This window comes from Bremerella sp. JC817, from assembly GCF_040718835.1.
Classification (GTDB): Bacteria; Planctomycetota; Planctomycetia; order Pirellulales; family Pirellulaceae; genus Bremerella.
In genome coordinates, this window is the sequence record NZ_JBFEFG010000266.1 from 155,012 (window position 1) to 176,232 (window position 21,221).

Below are 21,221 nucleotides of genomic sequence, written 5' to 3' on the forward strand. Positions count from 1 at the left end.
CGACCGCTAAAACGCCTCGATCCGAATCGGGGCGCTGCCCGGCGAGAGCTCAAACATTGGATCGCTCGGGAAGCCAAGTTTCGCAATGCGTGCCATGGTCTGCTCCAGCATGGCACGATCGATCGACTGGCATTCCAGCACCACGATCAGCGTGACGAAGTGGGGCGGAGCTTTCTGGCGATAGGCATAAAGGCCTGGGGCTGCCGGCGTGACATGACCGAATGTATACGCCTGAATCAGGCAGGCGTCTTCGTGAAGTTCCCACCAGGCATCGACATTGCGGCAATCGGCGGGAGTGAGATCGAGTTCCGCTAGAAGGTCGGCGTCATCGGCAAACGGATGAATCGGAAGATATCGGCCGTAACCACCGGTATGCTGAGAAAGATTACCGAGCGAGAACGCTGCCCGACTCTGAAAGTCAGACAGGCGTTCTCGCTGGTAATGGGTGGTCATAAAGCGTCGGCCTGAGGTTTAGCTCTTCTCGGGGAAGAAGCGTTTCAGATGCTCTTCACTTGGTGGTCGGGTAACCAGCGAAACCAGCACCATGGCGATGGCCGAGCCAATCACCATCGTTGCGGCTGGGTTCATGTGAAACACCGTGTACTGGGTGTTGCCGGCAAAGTCCGAGTCGTAGAAGAAGTAGCACCACATCGCGAACGCCGAGATCACACAAGCGTAAGCCCCTGGCTTGGTCAGCCGCTTCCAGTAAAGCGAAGCGAAGACTAGCGGGAACATGCTCGAGAACCCAGCGAATGTCCAAACGCCGAGAGAGAACACACTTCGCGGTTCTAGCAAACTGAGTCCGTACGTCACCGCCACGATCGCGATGATGAAGCAGCGAGCAATGATCACGACTTGCTTGTCGGTGAAACGATCTTTGCCGCCGTAATGGACCACGATGTCTTCGGTGAACATGGTACCGATGCAAAGGAACTGGCTGTCGAGCGACGACATGATTGCCGCCAACACGCCTGCGATCAGCAGCCCAGAGAGTAGCGGCGTACTCATGTCGCTCACCATCTTCGAGAGCACCGCATTTTGGTTGAAGTGCGGAGGAATCATCGGGGCAGGGCCGTTCATGGCGGACGTCGCCCAGACACCGACCAGCACGCAAGGAATCCAGACGATTGCAATAAACAGCGGGTGCAGCACCACTGGCAGCTTGAAGCTGGAAGCACTTTTGGCGGTCAGCCAGTGCTGGAACAAGTGCGGGAACATGCCGACCGACAGCGGAACGAACATGTACGAGATGAACTCGAGGTAGTGCATGCCGTGAGGCTTCTCAGGCGACCATTTGGTAGCCTTGTAAACGCCTTCCGCACGCTTGCGAGTCCACTTCTTGCCCTTGCTCGGATCGTTCGGGTCGAGGTCGTCATCGGGGTGGCCGATGTTCTTGCTATAGGTCTCGTCGGTGAATGCACGCTCCGAGGCGGCTTCGTTGCGAGGAACATGATTCAGTTCTTCACCCGACAGAATCGCCACGCTCCAGGAAGAAGGAACTTCTTCCGGCATGAAGCGGTCGTCCTGCATCACGTACGCCTTGTTTTTGTCCAAGGTCGACAGGTTCAGCAGGTTGTTCTTAGCAGCGAAGGTGGCTTCCGCACGAGCCTTCCAGTTGCCAATCTTCGACCCTTTGTAGGCAGCCTCGGCTTCTTGTTTCTGCTCGTCGGTCAGCTTCAACGTGCCTGTTTCGTTGGCGGCGTAGTTGTATTCCGCCAGCGAACGCCATTTGGCGAGGTCCGACTCGTAGGTGTCCAGATCTTGCTGGGCGACGTCGCGGATGAGCTTCGATGGATGCTTTTCGGCGACTGCTTGGGAAGCCGCTTGCAGCCCGCCCAGCTCGCTCGAAATGATCCAGAAGGTGATGATACCCAGCACCATGAAGACCATCGTTTGGAATGCGTTGGCCCAGGCTGTTCCTCGCATACCGCCGAAGAAAACATAGACCAGCACAACGATCGAAATCACCAAACTGCCCAGTGCCGGCGGAACGCCGTAATCGTGGGTGGCGAAAAAATCGTTGCGGAATGCGCCCTGGGTCACCGCGCTAACGACGGTGCCGGACGACATCACGCCGATCAGAAGGTAAGGAACGACCAGACCGACCAGGATCGGGAACATCAGGATGCCGATCTTGTCGCTCTGGAGGCGATCGCGGAAGTATTGAATCTGCGTCGTGTAGCCATACTTCTTACCAAGCGACCACAGTTTGATGCCCAGCACAAAGAAGCAAAGCGAGTGGATGATACCGCTGGAAGAAGCCAGCAAACCATACACGCCAACACCTTCCGCATACGCTTCGCCGGTCGAACCGACCAGGGCGAACGCGGTCATCGTGGTGCCGAACAGGCTCATCAACAATAGGAACGGTCCAATCGAATGACTGGCCAGCATGTAGTCTTTACTGGAACCGCGAAACAAGGTGCTCGCGAAGATCCCCAAACCCAATAGCAGGGCGAGATAAACACAGATGACAATCAATGGAACCATTACTCGCCTCCCTCCGCTTGCTTTTCTGCTTCTTCAATCAAGTCGGTTGGCCAGGCGAAAATAGTGGCCAGAAACCAGACGATGGCAGCACCGATGGAAATGCCGGCTTGCCACAGCAGCGTGATCGGCATGAATCCGAACACCAAGGTGCCATTGTCCCAGAGCCAGAGGTCCTGGCGGAGAATGATAAGGGCTACAACCAGTAGCCAGACCATGTATCTCATGGGTTTGCGGCCTTCGAGCTTGAGTGGGGCGGGCAAAACACGTTGAAAAGACAGTTGGTTGAACAACTATTGGGCCTATTCTAAACGTCTCTTTCGCGCGATGCCATACGAGATGCAGTAACTTTTCGCGGGGTATCGAATCGTTCCTTGCTTCACAGGTTTCATTGGAGAAATCACGCTGGTGGTGGTACACTAAAAACACAGCGTTTTTGCAATTCCTTCCTAACAAGTCTGCTCCTGCTCCTACCGACCTTTCCGCGAGGCTCCTCATGTCGAATTCGCTTTCCCGTCGTCAGCTCTTGGCTGCTTCTGTTTCCGGTGTTTTGCTGCCGACTGCGCTTCATGCTGCCGACCGCCAAGCGGAGACGCCAGGACAAGTAACCGAACCAGAGCGAACGACAGCGGTCGCGGGCACCACCGACGTTATCGTTTGTGGTGGTGGACCTGCTGGGATTGCAACCGCCATCAGCGCGGCCCGAACCGGTGCTTCGGTGCAGATCCTGGAGGCCCATGGCTGTCTCGGGGGTGTGTGGACCAGTGGGATGCTTTCATACGTGATGGATGCCGAGAAGCCTGGTTTGAATGCCGAGCTTCCGCGGCGTCTCGAAGAGATGGACGCCTTTCGCCCGAGCGGTCCGAAGAACTACATCTACGACATCGAGAGCATGAAAGTGCTGCTCGAACAGATGTGCGACGAAAACAAGATCAAGGTCCAGTATCACACGCGGATCGTGGCGGTCGAGAAAGATGCCTCGAATCGTGTGCGTGGCGTGATCACCGAGTCGAAGTCAGGTCGTCAGGCGTGGCGGGCCCATACGGTTGTCGATACGACCGGCGATGGCGATGTCGGCGCCTTGGCAGGCTGCGGTTGGGAATTCGGACGCGATCAGGATTGTCCTTGCCAGCCGATGTCGATGATGGGAATCATCACCGCCAGTCCGGAAGCCTTGCAGCAGTTCGATCGTTTGAAGGGTGGCCAGACCAAAGACGAGTTCCGGGCATTCATTCAGAAAGCAGGTCACGATCCTTCCTATGCTAAGCCAACGCTATGGTACATGGGGGGAAGTGTTGCCGCGGTGATGATGAATCACGAGTATGGGGTCCGCCCGTTCGATGCCGCGGAAGTCACCGCCGCGACGATTCGTTCACGTCGCGAGTTGTACGAAATCTGCCAAGGACTGAAGAACCTGGGCGGAGCGTGGAGCGATTGTCGCCTCGTAACGACAGCCGAGCAGATCGGCGTGCGAGATGGTCGCCGCATCAAGGGACGCTACTTCGTGACGGTCGATGACGTTCGGCTAGGGGCTCGGCATGAAGATGCGATCTGCCGTAGCGAATTCAGTGTCGATATTCATGCCGCGACTAAGGAAGCGAACAAGAAAGCGGCTTACGGTTCTGGGGGCGTGAAAGCAAAGCCGTTCGACATTCCGCTGCGGGCATTGATTGCCGCCGATGTCGATGGGTTGATGATGGCCGGACGCTGCATCAGTGGCGACTTCTTCGCGCATGCCAGCTATCGAGTGACTGGCAACGCGGTCGCCATGGGAGAAGCGGCCGGCGTTACATCGGCTTTGGCCGCACAAGAGGGTTGCCTCCCCCAGGATGTCGCCTGGAAGGGAGTCTCAGAAAAACTGCAATCGCTGCGAAAGCCGGTGGCTTAGTCGCGCGTGACGATTTCCAGCAGTTCGACGGCAGGCTCGCCGTTGCAATAGATCAAAGCCGTTCGACCATAAACGGTTTCGTTCGGCTCGAGGGCCAGCAACTCTTGCAGTTCGCCTGCGGGCTGAACGTGCCAGAGGCAAGTCAGCTGTACTTCTCGCAAGACGTTGTGCTCGATCAGGACACGTCCCAGTGGAATGCGTTCGCTTTTGATTTCGTTGGCCGGTTCGTCATCGAGGAACTCGCAGTTCAAGCGAACGATTCCGTACTGAACGACCTTGCCGTCGCTTTGCCGCGTGAGCAAAATCTTCCGCGAGTAATACTGGCCGTCGGTTCGTTTTTCGAGCACCTTCACGTCGACGTTGCAGCCATGAAACTGCTCGACGGTGACGGTCATGTGCTCGTTATGAGCCAGCAACTGATGGAAAGGGGGCGGGGTCTGCTGGGCCGAGACCTCTTCAAATTGCCCCAGTTCTTCTGCCCGATCGTAGAACAGGGCAATCAGTTCGCTAAGCTCAGGCATCGTATGGCGACAGGGATCCACATCAAATCCTTTTTCATGAAAAGGGAAGTCACTTGAGGTGGCCAACAGACTGGTCGAACGGTGGGGCTACGAAGTTGGCGCGGCTATCGGGAATTCCAACGAAGTTGTCGGGATGACAATCGTCGGCTTGTGATCATCAGCGGTTTCCAGAATGGAATCCACCAGATAATACAACAATCGTCGGAAGGCTTCCGGTTCGATTTCATCGGCGATTTCTTCCGCTTTTGCTCGATATTTTTCTACGAGCTGCTCTGCGGCATCGAAAACGCCTCCTTCGAGGTAAAGGGTTCGCACTCGCTGGATCTTGGCGGTCGCGGTCAGGTCTGGATCGTTCGCAATTTGAATGAGTTCGTTTTTGCGATCTTCTTTCAGGCTTTGCAGTGCCAGGGCCCACAGCACGGTCGGTCGTCCGCCGATGATGTCGTTGCCGGCGGAAAGCTTGTTGTCGGAGTCTCCGAACCAGTCCTTCAGGTCGTTCAAGATCTGGAAAGCGACCCCCACGTGCCGGGCAAACTTGCGCATCTGATCGCGGTAATCGTCTTTGGTTTGAGCCAAAGCGATACCGCAGTGCAAGGCTGCCTCGAACGCCGGCGAAGTCTTCAGGGCATATATTTTCAGGGCGTCGATCGGAGTCAACTCTTTGCTGGTCGAGTCACGCCACATCAGTTCGGCGCCTTGCCCTTCGGACAAACGCATGTGAGCTTCGGCCAGTTGATCGACAATCTTCGCCACCACTTCCGCGCCCAACGTTTTGATTTCGCGGCTGACCAGGCGATAGCCGAGACCGATCATGTAGTCGCCCAGGTTGATCCCGGTGGAAACACCAAACTGGCGATGCACGGTTGGCTCGCCATAGCGGAACTCGTCGTCGTCTTCGATATCGTCGTGAACGAGCGAGGCCTTGTGGAATGTTTCAATCGCCAGGGCCGCGCGTTTGACGGAGTCGGAATAGTCCGCGACATGGGCCGCACCTTCGGCAGTAGTCCCATGTCCGCCGGTTAACGCATCGTAAACGGCCAGCGTGGTGAAAGGCCGCGAGTACTTACCGCCACGTCCGACGAAGTCGATCGCCAGACGCTCAGTCGCGGCAATCGGATCGAGGTTTGGCAGGTCGATAAGGTTCGCTTCGGCGGTCTCGGGCGTTTGTCGCTGCGGGGCAATCAAACGGTTCAAGTTCTGCGGCGCGAACATGTCCTGAGCGGCACGCATCAGATGAACATAGGTCGCCGTTTTCTGCTGAGGTTCACGATGCGGCAGGTGGATCATGTCGAAGACCCACTTCTCGTCGACCGACGTGTTTCGGCAATCGCTTGAATGCAACGGAACCGCCATGCAGGGAATGCCGGCCAGCAAGATCTTGTCGAACGCCTTTTCCAGCACGTTCAAGCAGGCGACCCCGACCACGGCGTCGACATAGCCGCTGACCAGGATCTTCATCACGATCGGAGAACCTTCCGCGACGAGCACGCGGTAGCCAAGCTCTTCGGCCTGACCCCGATAATCGGCGATGCTACATGCGCCACATGTTTTGCAGTCGAGACCGAACTGGTCGTATTCGGCCGGGCACCCTTCGGCATGCTTCAAGCAGTGAGGCAGCAGGAAGAGGCGACGTTCAGGCGGAATCGCGGAGACCTGGTCACGCCAGAAGGCGGAGGTCATCATCACCATCGTCCAGCCAATATAGGACTCGGGCAGGTTCATCTCTTGCAGCAGGGCCCGGGTCAGCTGCTCCATTTCGTCCTTGGAGAGAGGACGTGATTTGTCGAGGTTCTCGCAAATCTGGTAGCAGCGATCACGGATCTCTTCGCGCAGGGCAAGACGATCGGGAACTTGCTTCAAATGAGCCGTTTTGCGACGACGGGAAACGCGCTTCTTGTCGCCGCGGTCCGATTCAGGCTGGGAGTGGGAAGGCATAGGCAACGCTAGTTATCTCAGTCTCTGTTTCCGCTGACGCTGGTGGGATTTTCGCGCACTGAAGATTCTATCGCTCGACAAGCATGGGCCAGAGCACTGACCGTCATGATTCGCGGGTAGAGCTTTTCATAATACCACAGCTTAGAGAAGTAAAAACCAATTGGAGAACATTCGACATGGGAATTTTCTTCCACTCGACGGCATAACCAATCGACCGCATTTTCCCAGGCAGGGCTGTTTTCCGTTCCCTTATTGTCGCAGAGCAAGCCCTCAATGGCCAGCGCCGTCTCTTCGACGCTGCTCTCGTACTGCCCCTGGGTGCGATCAGAAATCGCCTTTCCGCCACCAAAACCACCGTCGGGGTTCTGCTGGCTCGCAAGCCATTTGAGAGCCTTTGTTGCGGCTTGGCGATCTGATTCGCCAATATTGACCGGGGAAGCAGCGATATCGCGGAAGTAGTTCAGCACCTTCACGGTGCCGTAGATCGGATTGTCTTCTTCGGTTCGATCCTGGTTACCAAACCACAGCGGCAGCCATGCGTCGTGGTGCTGCATCTGGGCCAGGTACTTTTGACCTTTGGCTAGTCGCCGCTGCGCTTCGGGCAGATCGCTCGCCCACGCCGCCAGTCCGCGCATTGCGTGGGCGGTGATGTCGCTGCCGCTGCGATCGAATGGTTGAGTGCCCCAGCCTTTGCAGAAGGTGGGCCAGCCGCCGTCGCTGTTTTGAAGATCCATCAGCCAGCGACATCCGTTGCGGGCTGCCTGCAAGATTTGCTCTTTGGTCGCGTCGTCGCAGTCGCCACGCTCGTAAAAATATTTGAGGGCCAGCAAGGCTCCTGGCGTGTCGTCGGCATCGGGAACGCTGCCACTTAAATCGGTCCAGCCCCAAGCCCCTGGGGCGGCTCCAGTGAAGGGGTGAATCGTCTTGGTCTGGCACGCGAGCAGCCAGTCCAGGCATTCCGGCGTGAGATGGCTGTTGTCGTCGTCCAGCACCGAAAGAGCGTTGATCGAAAGGGTCGTAACCCAGGTCGCCAGATTGGTATCGATCGGCCAACTGCCGTCAGGTCGGACCGAATCGCGAATGAACCGCAAGCCATTCTGGGCGACTTCGCTGTTGGCCCGACCGGTCGCGGCGAGGCTCATCACGACGAAGCTGGTCAGCGGGATCGCTTCCAGGTAACCGCCACTTTCCGGCTGCATCTTCGTCAGCACTTTTGCCGCTGGCTTGAAGGCGGCCGAGCGAATGCCGCGGATCAGCGGGTTCCAAGGTTTATCGTGATAGAACTTGGCCTGGCCGATGCCGACCAGGGCAGGGATCGCGTAGCTGACGACCGGCAGCTTGATGAACTTGTAAAACGATTGTGGGAAAACGGCCGCTTCGAATGGGAGGGGCGAAACCTTCTTCCAACTGACCAGCCGCGCCAAGGCATAGTTGGTCAGAATGGGGACCGCGAATGTTTTGTCTTTCCCGTAGCGAGCACGCAATCCGGGAATCCCACCTTTCTTGTCGATGTACGCCTTGGCTGCCGACAGGACACTTGGGTGTTTCTCGGCATCGCCCGTCAAAGTGAGGGCCGCGACCGCCAGCATTGTGGTGGCAATATTCGAGTAACTGAGGTCCGTATCACCCCAGCCGCCATCACTGTTTTGGTTCGCCAGCAGGTAATCGACACCCCCGCGAATGAGTGACGCATCAGCATTGCTGGATGCCGAGCCGTTGATCAGGGCTAACTGCAACGCACTGACGGCTGTGGCGGTCGAAAGGGCGGAGGTCGAGAGTTCACCGATCCAGTGCCCCGAAGGATCTCGCTCGCTGAGCAAGTCTTGCTTGGCTAGTTCATAGCAATGTCGGACACGGGCAGGATCGATCATGCAGAGTCAATTTCGGCTTCACAGAGGTCGTAAGCTGGTCTGTGCATACTAAATGGGAGGGCGCGGGGTGTCCATCCGATCGACCCTTTCCGCTGACTTTTACCGTCCAGTCGGTTAGAATAATACGCTGCCAGTCACCGACCGAACCTCCCAAGGTACCTGCATGTATCTCCGCCTCGCGAAACGAGCTCTCCTGGAAACCGACAAACGACTCGTCGCCAAGTTCATGTGGCTGATGGGATTCAAGGGATTGCGATCGGTTCAAAAGCACAAGGCTCGCCTGAAGCGGGGCGAGTTCTTTCCTCCGTTCCTCTACATCTCGGTTATCAATAGCTGTAACTTGCGATGCCAGGGATGCTGGGTCGATGTTTCGGCCAAGCAGTCGAAGATCGATCTCGACGCGATGGATCGGATGCTGAACGAAGCCAAGGCGATGGGGAACGCGTTCTTCGGGATCCTCGGCGGCGAACCATTCATGCATGCCGACATTCTGGAGATCTTCCGCCGGCATCAGGACGCTTACTTCCAGGTCTTCACCAACGGGCACTTCATCACCGACGAAGTCGCCAAAGAGCTCCGCAAGCTGGGCAACGTGACGCCGCTGATCAGTATCGAAGGTACCGAGATCATCAGCGATGTCCGTCGTGGCCGCGGCGGCGTTTACAGCAAGTCGATGGAAGGGATCCACAACTGCGTCAACAACAAGCTGTTGACCGGCGTGTGTACCAGCTTGTGCCAATCGAATTTTGACGATCTGCTGCGGGAGGAATGGATCGATCGGCTGATCGAGATGGGCGTGTTTTATTGCTGGTACCACGGTTACCGCGTGGTCGGTCCGGTGCCGAACCCAGACCTCGCTCTTACGCCGCAGCAGCAGTTGGCGGTCCGCAAGTTTGTGGTCGAAATGCGTGTCAAGAAACCGATTGCGATCATTGACGCGTATCACGATGCCGACGGCAACGCGTTGTGCCCGGCCGCGACTGGCTTCACGCATCATATCAGCCCGTATGGCGATATCGAACCTTGCCCGGTGATTCAGTTCGCTAAGGAATCGATCCACGACGAACGACCGTTGCGTCAGGTCTTCAATGAGTCGGAGTACCTACGCGACTTCCGCGAACTGGCCGCGAAGAATACGCGCGGCTGCATCATTCTCGAACGACCTGATTTGCTTTCCGACTTCGCCAAAGGGCATGAAGCGAAAGACACCACGGTCCGCAAAGAAGCGTACGAGGAACTCGACGCGCTGAAGTCGAATCCATCGCAGTACAATCCCGGCAACGAGATCCCTGAGAAAAGCTGGGTTTATTGGCTGTTGAAGAAATACGCCTTCCATGACTACGGTGCCTACACGAAGCATTTTCAAATGGAAAACTGGCAGCCCACCATTCCGGCCGAAGGTGCCGATGCGTCGGCGGCTCCGGCGAACCTTGTGCAGTTGAAAGTCGACGCGCCGAACTAATCTTGCGGTTGCTTCCACCGGCATGACGTCGTGTTGTGAACGCTGCCTCTTTGGTTTGCTTCACGCCAACGCTCTTACTAGACTGAGAGCGTTCGCAGGCGATGACCGGCATAGCTCGATTCGTGATGCCACTGCCGGGCCTGCTCTTCGCTTGTTGGAAATGATTTGATGCGTTTGGCTGTCTCTCTTCTGCTTTTCTTCGTCGCCAGCAATCTGTGGGCTCAAGATCCATCGAAGCTACCGCATGGCGAACATATGCCCGGCATCGATAACGTGCTGAAGGTCACACCGCATGTCGTCAGCGGAAGTCAGCCACATGGCGAAGAAGGTTTCAAGACGCTCAAGGAATTGGGCATCAATGTGATTGTCTCGGTGGATGGGGCGATCCCCGATGTTGAGACCGCTCGCAAATATGGAATGCGTTACGTTCATGTGCCGATCGGTTACGACGGCATCTCCGACGATGCCCAGGCCGCATTAAAGCGAGTGATGAATGACTTCCAGCAGGATAAGATCTTCTTCCATTGCCACCATGGCAAACATCGCGGGCCCGCCGCCGCGGCGGTTGCCTGCTATGAAGCGGAAGAACTGACCGAGAACCAGGCCCTCGACTTCATGCGGAGCGCCGGGACAAGTTCCGACTATGGTGGGCTTTGGAAAGAGATCACCCAGTTCCAGCCGATCCCTGAGTCGACTCCGCTGCCGATGCTGGTGGAAGTCGCAGAAGTCGAATCGGTCGCCGCGGCGATGGCCAAGCTCGATCGAATCTACGATAGCCTCGTGCTGTGCGATCAGGCCGGCTGGGAAGCTCCCGCCGAGCACGCAGATCTGGCACCGGCACAGCAGGCACTGCTGCTACAAGAAGGCTTATACGAGACGCGTCGACTGTTGAACGAAGATCAGTACGACGCGAAGTTTCGCAAGATGCTCGCCGCGTCCGAGGACCTGGCCAAGTCGCTGAAGCAGCAAATCGAAGCTGGCCAAAAGAGCGAGGCAACGGCCACGCTCAAGAAGGTGAAAGCGTCGTGCTCGGCATGCCACAACGACTACCGCAACTAGCAACTGCCAGCTTCTGCTTGCCCGTTTCCAGTTTAAAGTTGAACTGAAAGGTCGTCTTCTTTCAAGAGGGCAATAAGATGCCCGCGCTCGTCCAATATCTACTTATTGGTACATTGCACCCGTCATTCGGCTTCGCGAGTCTGTTGAATAGCACACAAAAGCTGAGGTTCAGCATATGACGGATGGCCGTGGCGACCGGCAGTTCGAACCAGCAAGTATCGGGTGGGATCGGAAATGCCTCCGAGGTTTCCCTGGGAATGCTCTGAATAAACGGCCAAGCTCGGAGGAATTCTGAGCTTGGTTCCTTGCGCAGAGTGGTGGGGCCGCGAAACAGCTTGCAGGGGCCGAGTTTAGATATCGAGTTCGTCGACGGCGTCGATCAGATTGTCGAGTTCGTCTTTCTCGCGATCGTCGTTGTCGGCCTGGCGTTTCGGCACGCCAACGTTGGTGCCGACCGCTTCTCGACCGGCGAGCAGTAGTTGTTCGTCTCGTTCGCGAACGGCCGTATCGATCGACTTGTCGTCTTCCTTCGGCTTGCCAAAGAGTTGCGACAGATCGATCTTCAGGCCACCGCCTGCCACTTCATCGCTGCCGGCGATGGTTGGCGTTTTGTGCTGTGGGAAGATGATGGCATTCTCTGGGCAGACACGGCTGCACGCAGGGCAACCTTTACGGCAGTTGTCCGGCATCTCGACCAGAATGGTCTCGACTCCATCGACGCCATAAACACCGAACAAGCAGAAGTCGATGCACTCCATGCAGTTCGTGCAACGGCTGTAATCGATGACCGGATACCAGCGACGTTTGGCATCTTCCTCGATTCGCAGCGGCTCGATGATATCGATCGGCTTTTCGAGTTCGCCACCTTCTTTCAGCGCCGTGTCGTTGGTCGGATTGGCGACCCGTGCCAACTGTTGTGGCGTGGGGGAAGGGGACCCGCCGAGGCCGCCCAGTTCGACGACTTGGGTCGAGATTTCCCGATGAATTCGCTTCACTTCGTCGACGTAATCTTCGAGCTTGTTCGAGACTCGCAGGTCGACGCAGTAGATCATCCGGTTGGGAATCGGTCGGCTATCGAGAACACGCAGCTTGTCGCTGTCCTCTGGCTCATCGAGGAGGTCGTCTTCATCTTCGTCCGACTCGTGTACCAGCAGAGAAGTACCTGCCTTGCCGCGGATGTTGTTGCGATCGAGCGTCCAACGCGTGGCGCGTTCGTACAGCCAGCTCAGCACGACGAAGTCGGTGGTGATGGCCTGCAGACCGAGCATGCCGGGGCCATCGTTTTTCAAGTCGTACAGATGCGGAACGATCGTGACTTCGATCCCGGGCTCAAACAGCAGCGCGGCAACGATATCCTCCTCCAGCTTGCGCTTGGCGGGATTGTTGCTCTGGCCTTGGCTGACGACGACCGTCAAACGTTTGGGCATGGGGTTACTCGTTCAATTGTCCCTTGATGGTCCGCTGGGTAATTTCCCAGACCGACGCGAGGTGTTCGATATATTGCTCGGGATCGAGCAGCTTTTCGCCACTTCCCTCGATCTCGTAAAGCCAACCCTCGCCGTACATATCGACGTTAATTCGAGAAGGGTCGCTCATCAACTCGGGGTTCAACCGCGACAGAACACCGGGAATCGGAGGGTAGAGCTCGCTTTCGGCCTTACTACTTTCGATAAAGCCGATCTCTTGACCTTCCGCAATTGTAGCACCTTCGTCAACCTGCCACTCGAGGAAATAGACATCCTGCAGCAGACGTACAGCATAAGCCGTAAAGCCAAACTGATAGCCATTTCCACTGGGGATGGCCCAGCAGTGGTTCTTTGTGTACTGCCGATCGGTGGGGAATTTGGCTTCAAATTTCCCCATCATGAAGACCAGAGAGTCGCTCATTAGGTGTATCGCACGCCCTGGAATTGGGGTTCGAAGAATGGCGGCAGCAAACCGTCGGCCCGCAACAAACCGTCGCGAGTCAAGTCGATTCGGTCGCCATCGACCGTCAGCAGACCTTCTTCCTGGTACTGCTTCCAGATGTCGGACCACTTATCCAAGATCTCGACCCCGAACTTCTGACGGAAGTAATCGGCTTCGAGGTAACCTCGCTTCATCAGCAAGATCGTTTCACGAATCAGCAACTGTTCTGGGGTCGGACGATAGGCACGTTTGAGCGGCAGTTCGTTGTGTTCCAACAGCGAGCTGGTGTAGTCGCCCCACTCGGTCTTGTTCTGGTAGTGAACACCACTGATATGGCCGAAGCTGGCCACACCAGTCGCCAGCAAGTCGCTGCCACCGAACAGATTGTCGCGGTAGCTGAAGTTTACCTTGCTTGGGTCTTTGACCATGGTGTACGCGCTGGAAACACTGTAGCCAGCCTTGGCCAGTTCGTCGAAGGCATAGCTGACCCAGGCCCGCTTCATCGGCCAATCGGCGACAGGCGTTTCGATCTTGTTGCCCAGGATGTCTTGCGAATAGACCGTGTTGAACGGCAATTCCATTTGGTAGATGGTCACGCTTTCTGGCGAGAACTCGAGCACCTTGCGGATATTCTCTTTCCAGGTATCCCACGTTTCGCCCACCATGCCGGCGATCAGGTCGATGTTGACGTTGGGGAAGTTGGCGGCTTCGATCCATTCCCAAGCGGTATAAACTTCCTTGGAAAGGTGAGCACGGCCATTCTCTTCCAGGATGTGATCGAAGAAGTTTTCGACACCCAGGCTCAAGCGAGTCACGCCCATATCGCGCAGGGCTTTGACTTTTGATTCACGCAGCGTACCTGGTTCGCACTCGAAAGTAACTTCTTCCGCTTGATCCCAACTGATGCTCGTTCGCAGGCGATCTTCCAATCGCTTCAACTGCTTCGGACTGAGGAACGACGGGGTACCGCCACCAAAGTAAACGAAGCGGAAAGGTCGTCCCCCCATCGCTTCGGTCTGGCTAACCAGTTCGATTTCTTTCACCAAGGCCGAGACGTACGTTTCGACTTCGTTGGCATTCTTGTCGGTGTAGACGCGGAAATAGCAGAACTTGCAACGCTTCCGGCAGAAAGGAACGTGTAGGTACAAGCCCAATGGCACCCCTTCGCGCGGGGCCGAGTGCATCGCGGTGTTCAGATCGTCCGCGTAGTCTTCGCTCCACTGCGAGAAGGGAGGATAGTTCGAGATGAAATAACTACCGACTTCGGTCTTGGTGGACTCGGTCGCCATGAATCTGTCTTGCTTTCTGCTAAGGGAAACTTGCCGTTGGCTGGCTTTAGCGAAAGGGTGTTTCTAACGAATCGTGTACAAGGGAACTTCGACGAAGGGCATAGCTAACTCTTCTTACCGAAGCAGTAAACCACACCTCGCTCGGTGGCGATCAACAAGCAGTCGTCTGAAACCGCTGGGCCGGCTGGGAATCCGCTGGCGGCTTCGTATTGCCAGACTTCCTCGCCACTGGCCAGGTCGACCGCACGCACGCGGCTATCGGCCGAGCCGAAGTAAACGCGTTTGCCGGCAACGACCGGGGAACTGTTGATCTTGCCGCGGGCCTTGAAGGTCCATTGTTCTTTACCGGTTTCAAGGTCGAGCGAAACCAGGTTCTTGCTGAACGATCCGAACAGTACCTGGTCGGGCAAAACTGCGGCACTGGTACGAATCTGCTGACGGTTACGTGGATCTTGATACTGCCACAGAACCTTCAGCTCTTTCCAGTCGATCGCGAAGAACGAGCCTGCTTCGGTACCGAAGTAAGCAACGTCGCCGCGAACAGCCGGAGCCGACCCGGTTGGGCCGTCGATCGGAACCGCGCCGATCGCTTCACCTTTATCAAGATCGATCACGTGCAACTTGCTGTCGCAGCCAGCGACAAAACCGCGGTTCTCGACCACGGTCGGCATGCAGCGGATCTGATCGTCGATTTGAACCTTCCAGGCCAGCTTGCCATCCAGGTTCAGGCAATAAAGATTGGCGTCTTGCGAGCCAATCAAGATCTTGTCTTTGTAGAAGTTCACACTGCCGTTGATTTCGAGACCAGCGGCGAACTCCCAGAGCTTCTCGCCCGTCTTTGCATCGAGGCAGTGCAGCACACCATCGATGTCGCCGACATAGATTCGCCCGTCGCGGAACGCAGGCGAACCCATGAAACCAGACAACTGATCGACGTTGCCTTCGTAGGTCCAAACTTTCGAGCCATCTTTCAGGTTCAAGGCATAGACGCGGCCATCGAGGTCGCCGATGTAAACGATTCCGGCTTCGACGATCGGTGTCGCCTCGAACGCTCCGTCCGGGACGGTGAACTCCCATTTCACTTCCAGGTCGTCCGGCAGGGCTTCTTTAGCAACACCCTGGGCGAGCGGATCGCCACGATACAAAGGCCAGTCCGCGCGGGCATCGGCAACTGCGAGCAACATGCAACCGAAAGCGGCAATCGCTGGCATCCAAATGCGGTTCATGGAAATGGCCTTGGGAAGGAGGAACATGGAATACGGTTGCCCCTATTCTACTCAGGGACGTGGCCGAAGGCACACTTTGGCTCGTTAATGCATGGCCGCCTGGTATAGCTTCGAAAACTCTCCGGCATCGACTTCACGCGGGTTAAAGTGCCCGGTCCATTGCTTGGCGGCATCGGTCGACATGGCTGCGAGTTTCTCGCCATTGATCGACAGTTGACCCAAATTGGTTGCCAGCCCTGCCTGATCGACCCACGATTGCACCAGATCTGCCAAACCGTACGCCCCCTGTTCGATGGAGGGATACCCCGGCACATCGACCGGAACCGACAACAAGTCGCGGTACATCACGTTGAAGGCTTCGCCGTTGTAACGAATCACCGAAGGCAACATGACGGCGACGGCCTGACCATGGACGATGCCATAGTGGGCTGTCAACGGATTGGCCAACGCATGGGCGGCACCCAGCATCGAGTTCTCGATGGCCATCCCGGCGAAGCAGGCTCCCAGCTGCATGGCTCCACGAGCTTCCAGGTTTTCTGGTTCGGCTAGAACCTTGGTATAGTTCGCGGCCAGCAGTCGCCAGGCTTCTCGGCTGAAGGCGAGGCTGACTTCGTTCCGCTTCTTGGTGACGAACGTTTCCAGGGCGTGGCTAATCGCATCGATCCCGGTGAGCGCGGTCACAGTCCGAGGCTGCGTGATCGTGAGCTGAGGGTCGAGCAGGGCAATTCGGCACGCCGCTTTCTTGTCGCCGCAAGCCATCTTCACGTGCGTTTCCGCATCGGTGATCAGGGCAAACGATTGAGCTTCGCTTCCGGTTCCCGCCGTGGTCGGAACGGCGATCATCGGCAGCATTTCCTGGGTCGCTTTGCCGACGCCCCAGTAGTCCTTCATCTCTCCGCCGTTGGTCAGCAGAAAGTTGATACCCTTGGCACAGTCCATCGCACTGCCGCCCCCCAAGCCCACAATCAGGTCAGGTTTGTGCTCCTTGGCGAAGGCGACACCGGCGGCGACATTGACCGTACTGGGGTTCTCTTGAACGCCATCGAATAGCACGGCTTGCACGCCGGCCTCTTCCAGGCAGTCGAGACCCTTCTGGGTGTGTCCGGCATGAATCACGCCTGGATCGCTGACCACCAGGGCGGTCGATGCGCCAAGCTCGCGAGCCAACGGGCCGAGTTGCTGAAGGCTATCCGGACCAAACACAATCCGTGTGCGTGGCTGGAAGTCGAATGGAATCATGCCTCGAGATCCTGTTTCAAACCGGTTCCCTCGCCAACGTCCGCGTAGGGGAGGGGAAGGATGAGGGGGTGAACTTTCCGCCCGCGCTCCCTCTTACTACGGTCGACAGGCGGAATAGGCTCATCGACCGAGGCAAGAGGCCAATTGTCGATCTACGTTGCCGCGACTTGAACCGGAGCGGCCTGATAGGCTCGGCTGCGGAACAGGAACTCGATGATGTTCCCCTCGTGTGGCTGCAGCCAGTCAACCTTGTGCGTTGGAATCGGGCCGATGTTCAATCGGTCGATGTGTGTCGCGTTGACCAGATCACGAGCGAACTTTTCGTCCGCCGTGATCGCGGTGCAGATGAGCGAGTAGCCTATCTTCTTGATCATCTCTTCCTGAGGGCATTCGACGACCGACACGAAGGGGAACATGTATTCCTTCGAGGCGACCTGCTTCTCAGGGTTTTCAGCGTGGATGACCATCGGCTTCAAGTAATCGCAGCGTTCCATCTGAACGAGACGATCGCCGTAGGGTGCGGTGTAATCGGTGACGCCATCTTCAGCCAGGTCCGATTCAATCATGCTCCAGACGGCCGGAGCCATGCCTGGCATCGTGAACGCGGCGAGCGACGCTTCGTCGTCGGTTGGATCTTTGATCTCGGTCGGGCCGATCTTTTCGGCGATGGCCTGAGCGATTTCCTTGGTATGGCGAGAAGCCCAGATGCCCGATGCATTGATGCAGCTTCGGCCGCTATTCGCGAACACGCTCTGCACCATCAGGTCGAGATACTGCGGCCAATCGTCCACGACGTCGTCCCCCAGCAGGATCTTGCTGAAGCCAGGACCGTGTGGCTGAACCTTTGGGTTGCCGGCGTATTGATCGATTGTCTGCTGGCCACCGAAAACCATCGAGCGGTCGACCGAAGAAAGCAACGCCGAGCCGACATCGCCACCGGCACCAGGGTACAAACTGAAGGCTTCCGCAGGCAAACCTGCTTCGACCATGGCAGAGAAAATCCGGTACGGCGTCCATGGCTCCTTTCCACCTGGTTTCAGAACCAGACCAAGTTGAAGCGCGACGGCCGGGATCCACAGGGTATGCACCCCTGGTGAATTGGAGGGCAGCACGGCGCCAAGTACCGGACTTTGAGCTTGATAACTAAGCATGACGTCGCGGCCTGGCTCTTTACCATAACCACGGGCCAGGATATTGAGATCCAGACCACGCGTGAGCGAGTCGAGGATCTGATCCATGTTTTGCAGCACGAACGCATTCTTGGTCATGTTGGCCCGGCACATGTGTTCCGGTAAACCGGTCGTCGCGCTTTGGGCATGGACGAACTCTTCCGGGGTTTGCGTGCCATCGCCGATCGGCAATTCCGCTTCCAGGTACAGCTTGCCGGCAACGGCCAGCTTCTCGAGGATCTCGGCCGGCGTGAACTGCAGCAAGGCTTCGCGGGCCTTCTGGGCGAATCGCATGTCGCGTTTCAGGATTCCACCGCCGACCTGGCTCAGTCGGGCGATTGGTTCGCCGGTGCTGAAGTGAACGACGTCTTCCTTCTCGAGCGAGTCGTACGGCTTGCCCCAACGGATGGCTGGAATATTCAACATGATTGGCGTCCGAGATAATTCGAGGAATTAGAGTGTTCGTTCGGATATGGCCACAGAGAACAACGCAGTGCAAACGTTCTCTGTGGCGGGATAGCAGACAGGCGTTTAGTACACGCCGACGGTCGTACTGCTGGCGAAGCCATGGAACGGACGAACGCCGCTGACACCTTCCCAGGGGTACTGCAAGTATGGCATTTCACGTTCGCCTTCGTCACGTTCCAGGAAGCCTGGCACGAAGAACTCTTTGGTCAGCGTGGTCAGCTTGACACGGCCGGTATCGCCGTAAGGCACTGGTTCGTTCGGATCGTCGAACGAAACGACTTCGGTTACCGCACGTGGCTGTGGTGCGTAGTACGAAATCTTGTAGCCATCTTCCGGAGTGACTGGCTTGCTGCAGGCCAGGCCCATCAGCGTGTTGCCGTAGGTAGGCGTCATGTAGATGCCACTTTCTTCCGGACCGCCACCAAACAGTTCTTCAATGCAGTAACGCGTCCACTGAGGAGTGAACTCGGTGCCGCCACTGAAGATACCGGTGATGCCGACTTCGGCCAGGGTCGTTCCCTTTTCTTCGAGGCCAAGGCAGAGCGATTCGATCAGCTTCGGCGTACCGAACATGCACTTCACATCGTGACCGGCGGTCAGAATGGTGATGGCCTGGTCGATGCAGTGCTTCTTGTACGCTTCCAACTGATCCATCTGACCCTTCTTGATCAGTTTGATCACCCAGCGTGGGTCGAGGTCGATGCAGAACGAGATACCGCCGCGAACCTGAGCGAGATGTTCGACCGCCAAACGCAGACGACGCGGACCCGATGGGCCGAGCATCAACCAGTTGGCACCTTTCGGGAAGTACTGATCCGGCAGCGTTTCGCTGAACAGCGAGTAGTCGGTGCGGAAGTCGTCGATGGCGATACGGCTCTTCGGAATGCCGGTGGTGCCGCCCGTTTCAAAGACGTAGATCGGCTTGTCGGCAAATGCTTGCGGCACCCAGCGACGGACCGGGCCGCCACGCAGCCATTCGTCTTCAAACAGAGGAAACTTCTTCAGGTCGTCGAAGGTTTTCACTTCGGTCAGGGGATCGAAGTTGAACTCTTTCTTCTTTTCCAGCCAGAAAGGGCAGCCGGTCGACTCGTGAAAATGCCACTGCACGATCTCATACGTGTGAGCATCGAGGCGGTCCTTGGCGGCCTTCACCGCCGCTTCGACTTCAGGGGTCAGCGTGTCGCTTGCCATAGTTCCAATTCAAGCCAAGAAGGAATGGGAAGATAGGACTCGTCGCGGACGAAGGTCTCGACCGTCGATCGAGCAGAGGGATGTGACTTTACGGATGGTACCGAGAAAAACTTGTTCTGACAACCTTTGGTGACTCCAGTAATTTTTTCGCGCATTAAAAAACCTGCGAAAGGGCAGGTTTTAAGTCGACTGGCGCGGCTGGTGTCGGAGGCTAACCGCTCCGAATCACGGAGCATTGGTCTTGATCGCCTGGGCTGGGGCACCCAGTTGAGCGAGCATCTGCAGTACACCATTCAGGTGGGCAATGCGTGGCCCAAAGCGATCGACGAACTCGCTTAACATGAATTCGCTGTCGATCATATCCTCGGCCGTATCGTCCACTTCACTGGCCAGCGTATCGAGGAAGTCGGCGTGGACCTTGCTCAGTGCTTCGGCTGCCATTCGGCATTTCTCGGCCAGTTCCGGATGCGCCTTCCGCCAGGCGTTAAGCTCGGCAGTGCGTTGCTTTTGCGTGTGGACCTGCTGCTGCAGGAGTTCTTCCATCAGCAGAGTCTGGCGTTCCTGAAGCTCAATCATCCGCTTCAGCAACGTGTTGGTTTCATTCTGTTGAATGGTTTGCTGCATGGGAGCTGGGTTGGAGCTGACGTCGACGTGGGTGAAGAGAGTGGAAAGATCTTTCGGGTCGAGCGACATAGTTTGATTCTTCTCCAGGTGGGTCAAGTAACTCAGTATAGTCGCCGACGCTATCGCCTGTCGAGCATTTCGTGAATAGCTGCCATAGCTAGCGGCAGGATAACCGCCGTTACGATTGTTAAAGTCACCCCTTTCTTCGCACCGATTCAAAGCAATGGGCCGCGCGCCCACGCCGCCCCAACACGATATGCTGTCATGATATGCAAATGGGCAAGATGGAGTGCCTATGTCGAACCGGAACGAGAAATCAGTGCCCACCCTCGGGTTTTTGTCCGTGGTTGAGCATACCCCAGGTGCACTATTTGGTGGACTCTTGGTTTTGAATCTGGCGGGAAGACCGTTGGAATTTCATTGCACTGCGCCGGTAAAAGCAAACCGAGCTCAGGAAATTCTGTACGGACCGACGCTAAAGCCTTACCTGTACGGAGAACAAATCGGCGGAGCACTGCTGGCAAAGCTTAAAACCCCGGCCCTCGCGATTTGTACCGATAGCGAACACGTGCTGTCACTTCGTGACCATGCCGACATCCCGGTGATCCTGGTTCCCCCCGTTGGAAAAGAGGAAGCCGCTGGCATTGAGTCCTCCTCCGCATATGGTTCCGTTGCCGCCCAGGTGGCAGTCGCTCCCCCCCACATTCGATCCATCAAGCTTGGCAGCTATGAAGTTGCCGTCAGTGCCAGTCACGAAGCCGATTGTGCCGTGCTCGAGCAGTTGTGGCGAGAAAAGTCGATCGATCTCGACTTGAACGAGCCCTTCACGCGAATCCACGAAGCGATCGAAGAAGCCCATGGAGTGGCGAAGTAGACCGAAGCCC

18 protein-coding genes are annotated in these 21,221 nt (G+C 56.9%); 4 read left to right on the forward strand and 14 right to left on the reverse strand.

All coding sequences use genetic code 11. The features are described 5' to 3' along the window. Positions 1 to 6: 6 nt before the first annotated feature. Genes AB1L30_RS08030 through AB1L30_RS08040 form a run of 3 tightly spaced genes read right to left on the reverse strand, consistent with a single transcriptional unit; the run spans position 7 to position 2,780 of the window. On the reverse strand, positions 7 to 453 hold the full coding sequence (locus tag AB1L30_RS08030) for a hypothetical protein (RefSeq protein ID WP_367012901.1): 447 nt from the start codon (positions 451 to 453) through the stop codon (positions 7 to 9). Between the two features lie 18 nt (positions 454 to 471). Beyond that, a complete protein-coding gene (locus tag AB1L30_RS08035; protein ID WP_367012903.1) occupies positions 472 to 2,490 on the reverse strand; it encodes a sodium:solute symporter family protein in 2,019 nt (672 codons plus the stop codon). Next, complete coding sequence (locus tag AB1L30_RS08040) at positions 2,490 to 2,780, reverse strand: DUF3311 domain-containing protein (RefSeq protein ID WP_367012904.1); 291 nt, start codon at positions 2,778 to 2,780, stop codon at positions 2,490 to 2,492. The genes AB1L30_RS08035 and AB1L30_RS08040 overlap by 1 nt, the downstream gene beginning before the upstream one ends. A gap of 203 nt (positions 2,781 to 2,983) precedes the next feature. Here AB1L30_RS08040 and AB1L30_RS08045 point away from each other — a divergent pair, with 203 nt between their 5' ends. Then, complete coding sequence (locus AB1L30_RS08045) at positions 2,984 to 4,375, forward strand: FAD-dependent oxidoreductase (RefSeq protein ID WP_367012905.1); 1,392 nt, start codon at positions 2,984 to 2,986, stop codon at positions 4,373 to 4,375. On the opposite strand, the gene AB1L30_RS08050 is transcribed toward AB1L30_RS08045, so the two are convergent. The 3 genes from AB1L30_RS08050 to AB1L30_RS08060 all read right to left on the reverse strand — a co-directional run bounded on the left by AB1L30_RS08050 (position 4,372) and on the right by AB1L30_RS08060 (position 8,702). Then, positions 4,372 to 4,917 (reverse strand): hypothetical protein, encoded by a 546-nt coding sequence (locus AB1L30_RS08050; RefSeq protein WP_367012906.1) that lies wholly within the window; start codon positions 4,915 to 4,917, stop codon positions 4,372 to 4,374. The genes AB1L30_RS08045 and AB1L30_RS08050 overlap by 4 nt on opposite strands. A 66-nt stretch (positions 4,918 to 4,983) precedes the next feature. Continuing rightward, positions 4,984 to 6,831, reverse strand: a complete 1,848-nt coding sequence (locus AB1L30_RS08055; RefSeq protein WP_367012907.1) for a polyprenyl synthetase family protein — start codon at positions 6,829 to 6,831, stop codon at positions 4,984 to 4,986. A 17-nt stretch (positions 6,832 to 6,848) separates the two neighbouring features. After that, entirely contained in the window at positions 6,849 to 8,702 is a 1,854-nt protein-coding gene (locus AB1L30_RS08060) for a prenyltransferase/squalene oxidase repeat-containing protein (protein ID WP_367012908.1), read from the reverse strand. Between the two features lie 163 nt (positions 8,703 to 8,865). Between AB1L30_RS08060 and AB1L30_RS08065 the strand changes: the two genes are divergently transcribed. Both AB1L30_RS08065 and AB1L30_RS08070 read left to right on the forward strand, forming a co-directional pair. Next, positions 8,866 to 10,164 (forward strand): radical SAM protein, encoded by a 1,299-nt coding sequence (locus AB1L30_RS08065; RefSeq protein WP_367012909.1) that lies wholly within the window; start codon positions 8,866 to 8,868, stop codon positions 10,162 to 10,164. 168 nt (positions 10,165 to 10,332) lie between these two features. Further along, positions 10,333 to 11,223, forward strand: a complete 891-nt coding sequence (locus AB1L30_RS08070; RefSeq protein ID WP_367012910.1) for a cytochrome c — start codon at positions 10,333 to 10,335, stop codon at positions 11,221 to 11,223. 350 nt (positions 11,224 to 11,573) lie between these two features. On the opposite strand, the gene AB1L30_RS08075 is transcribed toward AB1L30_RS08070, so the two are convergent. From AB1L30_RS08075 to AB1L30_RS08110, 8 genes are all read right to left on the reverse strand, one after another. Then, positions 11,574 to 12,650 (reverse strand): ferredoxin family protein, encoded by a 1,077-nt coding sequence (locus tag AB1L30_RS08075; RefSeq protein WP_367012911.1) that lies wholly within the window; start codon positions 12,648 to 12,650, stop codon positions 11,574 to 11,576. Between the two features lie 4 nt (positions 12,651 to 12,654). Continuing rightward, positions 12,655 to 13,110 carry a glycine cleavage system protein H gene (locus AB1L30_RS08080; protein ID WP_367012912.1) on the reverse strand — a complete coding sequence of 152 codons (456 nt, stop codon included), beginning with the start codon at positions 13,108 to 13,110 and terminating at the stop codon, positions 12,655 to 12,657. Then, entirely contained in the window at positions 13,110 to 14,420 is a 1,311-nt protein-coding gene (locus AB1L30_RS08085) for a coproporphyrinogen-III oxidase family protein (protein ID WP_367012913.1), read from the reverse strand. Before AB1L30_RS08085 ends, AB1L30_RS08080 begins: the two co-directional genes overlap by 1 nt. A gap of 104 nt (positions 14,421 to 14,524) precedes the next feature. After that, positions 14,525 to 15,646: a PQQ-binding-like beta-propeller repeat protein gene (locus tag AB1L30_RS08090; protein WP_367012914.1), complete on the reverse strand. Its 1,122-nt coding sequence runs from the start codon at positions 15,644 to 15,646 to the stop codon at positions 14,525 to 14,527. A gap of 84 nt (positions 15,647 to 15,730) precedes the next feature. After that, a complete protein-coding gene (locus AB1L30_RS08095; protein ID WP_367012915.1) occupies positions 15,731 to 16,885 on the reverse strand; it encodes an iron-containing alcohol dehydrogenase in 1,155 nt (384 codons plus the stop codon). A 152-nt stretch (positions 16,886 to 17,037) separates the two neighbouring features. Beyond that, a complete protein-coding gene (locus AB1L30_RS08100) occupies positions 17,038 to 18,480 on the reverse strand; it encodes an aldehyde dehydrogenase family protein (protein WP_367012916.1) in 1,443 nt (480 codons plus the stop codon). A 105-nt stretch (positions 18,481 to 18,585) separates the two neighbouring features. Then, positions 18,586 to 19,713 (reverse strand): hypothetical protein, encoded by a 1,128-nt coding sequence (locus tag AB1L30_RS08105; RefSeq protein WP_367012917.1) that lies wholly within the window; start codon positions 19,711 to 19,713, stop codon positions 18,586 to 18,588. Between the two features lie 225 nt (positions 19,714 to 19,938). Next, entirely contained in the window at positions 19,939 to 20,406 is a 468-nt protein-coding gene (locus tag AB1L30_RS08110; protein WP_345087604.1) for a hypothetical protein, read from the reverse strand. A gap of 340 nt (positions 20,407 to 20,746) precedes the next feature. Here AB1L30_RS08110 and AB1L30_RS08115 point away from each other — a divergent pair, with 340 nt between their 5' ends. Beyond that, positions 20,747 to 21,211 carry a hypothetical protein gene (locus AB1L30_RS08115; RefSeq protein ID WP_367012918.1) on the forward strand — a complete coding sequence of 155 codons (465 nt, stop codon included), beginning with the start codon at positions 20,747 to 20,749 and terminating at the stop codon, positions 21,209 to 21,211. Positions 21,212 to 21,221: the final 10 nt, after the last annotated feature.